The following is a 6,241-nucleotide window of genomic DNA, read 5'->3' on the forward strand; positions in this document are numbered from 1 at the left end:
TCCTCCAACGTGGGAAAATGGTCGCAGACTACAGATGTACTCAGGTGTCGACGTCAATGACGACCTTTCCGGCAACACCACGGGTCTCCATCAATCGATATGCATCTGCAACGGAGTCTAGTGAGAAGCGATGAGGATCGACTCGCGGGACGATCTTCCCGTCCTCAACCAGCCGTGTAGCCTCCCGCATGATGTTGCCGTGGTGTGCCCGGCCTTGGCCGGTCAACATTGGCAAAAGCGTGAACACACCGGAATAGCTAGCGGCGCGGAACGACAGCGGTCCAAGTGAATGCGTGCCCCAGCCGAGGCAGCTGACAACATGACCGAACCGCCTGACGGCATGGAATGATGCGTCCAGACCTGCCCCGCCGACGGTGTCGTAGACAATGTCGAAGCCGTTTCCACCCGTATGATCCGCAACATATTCATCCACGGCGCTCTCGCGATAATTGATCGCGGTTGCTCCGAGTTGTTCGATCAAGCTGCTCTTCTCGACACTGTCTACGCCGAAAACCTCCGCACCGAAGGCTCTTGCTATCTGAATGGCGATGTTGCCGACGCCGCCCACACCCTGGACGAGGACCTTCAGCCGCGCCTCGACCTGCGCGCGGTCAACAAGTCCCTCCCATGCCGTAATGAATGTCAGCGGCAATGCTGCTGCCTCTCGCATATCGAGGTTCACTGGCTTGGGCGCAAGCAATTCGTAGTCGACCGCAGCAAGTTCTGCGAGAGATCCTTGCAGTCCACCTACGCCGCCCGTAAGTCCGTAGACCTCATCTCCTGGTTTGAAGCCAGTGCACTCGGAACCTACCTCCTCGACGACGCCCGCCAGGTCCATCCCAAGGATCGCGGGCAGGGGATGTTTAGCGTGGGCGGCATGCCCACTTTTGATCTTGAGGTCGAGCGGATTGACGCCGCTAGCCTTGATCCGAACAAGGACTTGACCCGGTCCGGGCACCGGCCGCGCGACGGTTGCGCGCACAAATGGTGAGTTGTGGCTGCGCAGAACCAGTGCATCCATGGAATTCTCGGCGCTCATAAGTCCCCCATTTCTTGCGGCGGTGGGATTGCGACTCGGTGTCCTTGCGAACTATGGCAACCAGCCTCGATGACAGCCAGTGAAATGTCGTGAAATCGTGTGATTGCACGGCCGGCGCCATGGTGCCATTGCGGACGATCATGTTGCAGAGAGCTCCGTCAGCCGACGGATAATCTGGGGTGGAATGTCGCGCGACCGCCTAGGGCCGCAAGATTATCGGAGGGCGTCTCCTTCGGACATTCTTGTGAAATCTTACGCATGTGCAGGAAGGACGGGCCAACTGGTGCGAGAAATGTTCTATCTTCTAGAGCCCAGCCGTTCCTGCAACTCGCATCCGAGGATTTTCGTATGACTTCTCAGCCTATTCGCGTAGGTATTATTGGCGTCCATCCGGACAAAGGGTGGGCAACGCTTGCCCACATCCCCGCGCTCCAACTGTCGGCCGACTTCAAGCTGACTGCAATTAGCCATCGCGAGCTAGATACGGCCAAAGCCGCTGCCAACAAGTTCGGCGTGTCCCTTGCTTTCGACACGACGGATCAACTTGTCAATGATCAGGAGGTGGACCTTGTGGTGATCTGCGTGAAAGTGCCCGAGCACCGCAAGCTGATCGAAGCAGCTCTGAATGCGGGGAAAGCCGTCCTTTGCGAATGGCCGCTGTCCACTGATCTGGAGAGCGCTATGGCGATACGCGACCTGGCTCGCGCCAAGTGCTTGCCGGCCGCCATCGGTCTTCAGACACGTGCCGCACCTGCGATCAATTTTGTGCGGGACCTGCTCGTCGACGGGCATATCGGTCGCGTGATCTCGTCAAGCTTCATTGGTTCAGGCATCGTTTGGGGAAATACGCTGCCTCAGTCATTTGCGTACACGCTGGACCCTGCCGTTGGGGGCAGCATGGTCAACGTTGTAGTAGGTCATACTCTGGATGCCATGCTCACTGCGCTGCGTGGAAAGTTTGCGGACGTCTCCGCGAGAGTGGCGAGTGTGCGGAAGACGATACGCATCGACGAGACGGGGCAGGATGTCGCCATGACGGCGGCCGATCAGGTGGCGGTGTCCGGTCTGCTGGACACTGGCGTCTTTGTGAATGCGCATTTTCGTGGTGGCATGTCCAGTGCGACCAATTTTCATTGGGAGATCAACGGCGATGCGGGCGATATCGTCGTGACGTCACCCGTTGGCTATACGGGTATGGGTGGCTTCCGGGTGCAAGCCGCGCAGCACGGGCGGCCATTGGCGGATGTCGAAATTCCCGAAGCCTATTCCCTTGGTCTGGAAGCCGGGTTGACGCAGAGTATGGCTCTTTCATACCGGCGCCTGGCCTCAGACCTACGGGATGGCACGCATCTCGCTCCAACGTTTGACGATGCAGTAGAACTTCATCACTTGGTCGACGAAATTGCGCGGACCGGAAAGGTTGCGCACCGACTCGTGCGGTAGTGAGTTGAACGACTTACGAGCATTTCGAGAAGCACGGTGTAGGCGAAAGCGAAGTTTGCGATCGACCATGCGCACAAAGAGGGGCCCGCTGCGGAGCGGGCTGGCAATGGACCGGTGTGTCGCGCTCGCTGGTGGGCGGTGGTGCTGGCCTAATACGAGGGACTCGTGCGTAGAGTGTTGGCGGAAGGCGCGGCCTGGAAAATCTTCGCGGGGCTCTCACGGCGCCGGTTATACGTCCCGTGGGGGGTGAACGGCCGTTTGCGACCGAATTCCGGTCTTCCCCTATCTGCAGCCGCGATGTCACCTTCTGGCCGGCAAGCGTCCGCTCGCCGGCCATGATGCCGTCACACTTCGGTTTGCTCCGCCATTTCGAGGGCATCGTCGACCTCGATGCCGAGGTATCTCACCGTGCTCTCGATCTTCGTGTGCCCGAGGAGTAACTGCACCGCGCGCAGGTTCTTCGTCCGCCGGTAGATCAACGAAGCCTTCGTTCGCCTCATGGTGTGTGTCCCGTAGGCGGAATCATCGAGCCCGATCGAAGCGATCCAACAGTGAACTAACCTGGCGTACTGCCGCGTCGAAAGATGAGCCGAGGCGTGAAGCCGGCTTGGGAACAGATAGTCTGATGGACGCAGACGGTTTAATCGAATCCAAGCATCAACGCTTTCGCGTGTCTGTTCGGTGATCTCGAACTGCACCGGTCGATGGGTCTTTTGCTGCGTTACGGTCGCCCGCGCAGCCACGTGGCCGCCGTGGCATATGTCCTGGACCAGCAGCCGAGTGAGATCGCAAGCGCGGAGCTTGCTGTCGATTGCTAGGTTGAACAGCGCCAGCTCGCGCGCGCTCGCGGACATCTGCAGCCTGGTTCGGATCGCCCAGATTTCCTTGAGCTTCAGGGGCGGCTTCTGACCCGTGATCTTTCCCTTGTTCCACGGTATGCGAGGCGCGGCAGGAGAGTTTGCGGTGTCCATGATGATCTCCTTTTCAGGTGAAGGGAGATCCAGTTTGCGCTTTTTGCAACGGTCGCTATCCGACCCATTGCAGACGTTCAGACAGACCGATGCTTGCGTGTCCTTTGAACGGCATCGAGTGCCAGATAGAACGATGGCATTGCGGTCATGTTCGATGGTCCAGAGTCGATGTCGCTTCTTGCAATCGCTAGTATTTCCTGCTCTGCTGAGGCCGCTTCGCTAAGACTACTTGCCTGTTCCAGACGTGCCGCGAGCCGTTCGAGCCAACTCTTCTCAAACTGGCTTGCCTCTGGGCTGGTCTGTTGAAACTGCCGCATCTCCATCGATGCTTTTTGGAGCATTAAGCTGTAGGGATTCATCATTCTCCGTCGCGTTTATGTCCGCTTGTGGCCGGTCTCGGTCGGTTGCCCACTTCTCCGTCGTAGCCGTCCCTGAAGACCCATTTCAGTTCTTCGCCCCAACTCCGCAACAACGTCTGCGTTCTAGGTTTGTGCTGCTTTCGTGCTACCAGATTTCTCCATGATGGATCATTGAAATCTGTGCCGCAGGCAGGGCAACCTTGTTGCACAGGGCGGCCGACGCCGCCGCAAGAGGTGCCGATGTGGTGCTCGGAGTAGTTGCGGTTGTGGGGGCGATGTCTGGTGGCGGCTCTCGACCCTGCTGGAATCTTTGATCGCAAACGTGTGCGCATCTAACCTTCCTCAACTTCGAGTGGAAGAGCGATCGCTCTCTGCGAGCTCCACGCGTCTTCCCGATATGACGGAGTCTGGGCGGTGCTTACCAAGCGGGCTTGAGCTTCCCATGAGTACGCGGTAACGGCCAAGGAAAAGGCAGGTTTGTGAACGGCTTCTCCGTGTAAAACAGGCCGTCTTGCTTTATCCTCGGCCTGGCTCAGCGTATCAAGGCTCTTTTAAGCGATCTGACAACCTCCGCGCACTGAGATGCCGTACCGACCGAGATTCGTAGGTAATCCCTTATGCGCTCCTCGGGAAAGTGGCGTACAAGGATTCGGTCGCGTCGAAGCGCTTCTACAAGAGCGTTTGCTGCTAAGCTCGGATGATGGGCGAAGAGAAAATTTGCTTTCGAAGGCAGCACAATGAAACCAAGCTTTCGGAGATCCGCCGTCATGACATCGCGTGATTCGATAATTGCCGCGCGTGTCCTTTGAAAATAGTGATCATCTTCGTAAGCACCAATGGCGCCCAGTTGTGCAAGGTGTCCCACTGGGTAGGAGTTGAAGCTATTCTTCACACGATTTATCGCGTCTATCAGGTGGCTCTGTCCAAATGCGAATCCAACGCGCAGCCCAGCCAGTGATCTGGACTTGGACATTGTCCGGACAACGATGAGGTTGGGGTATTCGGGTAGGAGAGCCAGCGATGACTCCGCTCCGAAGTCGACATATGCCTCATCCACGATAACCACCGTTTCTCTATGCATTTCGAGCAGGCTTCTGATTGAAGCCAACGGGAGTGCCATGCCCGTCGGTGCATTCGGATTGGCAAGAACGATACCGCCGCAGGGAGTGGTGTAGTCGCTAACACGGACCGCAAGGCTATCCGTAACCGGGATCTCCCGGTGCGTGAGACGGAACAGCCTTGTGTACACCCGATAAAAACTATAAGTAACGTCTGGCAGCAGAATCGGAATGCCCGGGTCAAAAAAAGCCTGGAAACAAAGGCCGAGAACCTCATCGGAGCCATTTCCAGCGAACACGTACTCGCTGGGAATTCCATGATAGCTGGCGACGACACTTCTGAGTGCCCGACACTCGGGGTCTGGATAGAGTCGGAGTGAAGCGCTGGCCGCGCCTCGGATGGCTTCTGTCACCCGAGGCGATGGGCCGTACGGGTTCTCGTTCGTATTGAGCTTGGTTACGTGGGGCTGCTCGGGTTGTTCGCCGGGTACGTATGGCGTGAGAGTTTTTGCGAGGTTACTCCAGTATTTTGTCATGACTCTGCGATCGCCTTTGCTACGACGAGTGCCGTCATGTTGACGATACGCCGCACCGTGGCCGACGGCGTCAGGATGTGCACCGGCGCCTTCACGCCCAGCAGGATCGGGCCGATGGCCACATTGTTGCCCGCCGCCACCTTGAGCAGGTTGTACGAGATATTGGCCGCGTCGATGTTCGGGCACACCAGCAGGTTGGCTTCGCCCACCAGCGCGCCGTCCGGCACCAGCGAATCGCGCAGCTTCTGGTCGAGCGCGCTGTCGCCGTGCATCTCGCCATCCACCTCGAGTTCCGGTGCGCGTTCGCGCAGGATGGCGAGCGTATCGCGCATCTTGCGGGCCGAAGGCGCCTCGGACGTGCCGAAGTTCGAATGCGACAGCAGGCCCACCTTCGGCTCGATGCCGAAGCGCTTGAGTTCCTCGGCCGCCATCATCGTGATCTCGGCCAGCTCCTCCGCGGTCGGGTCGATGTTGACGTGGGTGTCCACCAGGAAGATCTGGCGACCCGGCAGGACCAGCCCGTTCATGGCCGCGTAGACCTTGTTCGTGCCGCCCAGTACCTGGTCGATGTAGCGCAGGTGCGCGGCCGTGGTGCTGACCGTGCCGCAGATCATGCCGTCGGCCTCGCCCTTCTTGACCAGCATGGCGCCGATCAGCGTCGTACGGCGGCGCATTTCCAGCTTGGCGTACTGCTGGGTCACGCCCTCGCGCGCCATCATCTTGTAATAGCTTTCCGAATAATCCCGGAAACGCTCGTCGTGCTCGGGGTTGACCACGGTGAAGTCCACGCCCATGCGCAGGCGCAGGCCGAAGCGCTCGATGCGGTGCGTCAGCA

The 6,241-nt window shown here is 58.7% G+C and carries 6 protein-coding genes; 1 reads left to right on the top strand and 5 read right to left on the bottom strand.

Annotated features, from left to right (window positions below; translation table 11 throughout):
* Nucleotides 1-40: 40 nt before the first annotated feature.
* Nucleotides 41-1,021: a zinc-dependent alcohol dehydrogenase family protein gene (locus AB4120_RS14200; protein ID WP_441642443.1), complete on the bottom strand. Its 981-nt coding sequence runs from the start codon at nt 1,019-1,021 to the stop codon at nt 41-43.
* Nucleotides 1,022-1,387: 366 nt separating this feature from the next.
* On the opposite strand from AB4120_RS14200, the gene AB4120_RS14205 reads away from it, so the two are divergent.
* Nucleotides 1,388-2,482, top strand: a complete 1,095-nt coding sequence (locus AB4120_RS14205; RefSeq protein WP_441642444.1) for a Gfo/Idh/MocA family protein — start codon at nt 1,388-1,390, stop codon at nt 2,480-2,482.
* 344 nt (nt 2,483-2,826) lie between these two features.
* On the opposite strand, the gene AB4120_RS14210 is transcribed toward AB4120_RS14205, so the two are convergent.
* The 4 genes from AB4120_RS14210 to AB4120_RS14225 form a co-directional block, all read right to left on the bottom strand.
* Nucleotides 2,827-3,453, bottom strand: a complete 627-nt coding sequence (locus AB4120_RS14210; protein WP_441642445.1) for a tyrosine-type recombinase/integrase — start codon at nt 3,451-3,453, stop codon at nt 2,827-2,829.
* 77 nt (nt 3,454-3,530) lie between these two features.
* Nucleotides 3,531-3,815 (bottom strand): hypothetical protein, encoded by a 285-nt coding sequence (locus tag AB4120_RS14215; RefSeq protein WP_441642446.1) that lies wholly within the window; start codon nt 3,813-3,815, stop codon nt 3,531-3,533.
* Between the two features lie 529 nt (nt 3,816-4,344).
* Nucleotides 4,345-5,406: a histidinol-phosphate transaminase gene (hisC, locus tag AB4120_RS14220; protein WP_441642447.1), complete on the bottom strand. Its 1,062-nt coding sequence runs from the start codon at nt 5,404-5,406 to the stop codon at nt 4,345-4,347.
* The coding region (locus AB4120_RS14225; protein ID WP_441642448.1) for a phosphate acyltransferase at nt 5,403-6,241 on the bottom strand (839 nt) is incomplete at its 5' end. The genes hisC and AB4120_RS14225, both read right to left, overlap by 4 nt.

The sequence above is a fragment of the Cupriavidus sp. 2KB_3 genome (assembly GCF_052115685.1).
In the GTDB taxonomy this organism is placed as follows: Bacteria; Pseudomonadota; Gammaproteobacteria; order Burkholderiales; family Burkholderiaceae; genus Cupriavidus; species Cupriavidus campinensis.

Coding starts and splice junctions, on each gene's coding strand:
- AB4120_RS14200 (WP_441642443.1), bottom strand. CDS start 1,021: ATGGATGCACTGGTTCTGCGCAGCCACAACTCACCATTTGTGCGCGCA.
- AB4120_RS14205 (WP_441642444.1), top strand. CDS start 1,388: ATGACTTCTCAGCCTATTCGCGTAGGTATTATTGGCGTCCATCCGGAC.
- AB4120_RS14210 (WP_441642445.1), bottom strand. CDS start 3,453: ATGGACACCGCAAACTCTCCTGCCGCGCCTCGCATACCGTGGAACAAG.
- AB4120_RS14215 (WP_441642446.1), bottom strand. CDS start 3,815: ATGATGAATCCCTACAGCTTAATGCTCCAAAAAGCATCGATGGAGATG.
- hisC (WP_441642447.1), bottom strand. CDS start 5,406: ATGACAAAATACTGGAGTAACCTCGCAAAAACTCTCACGCCATACGTA.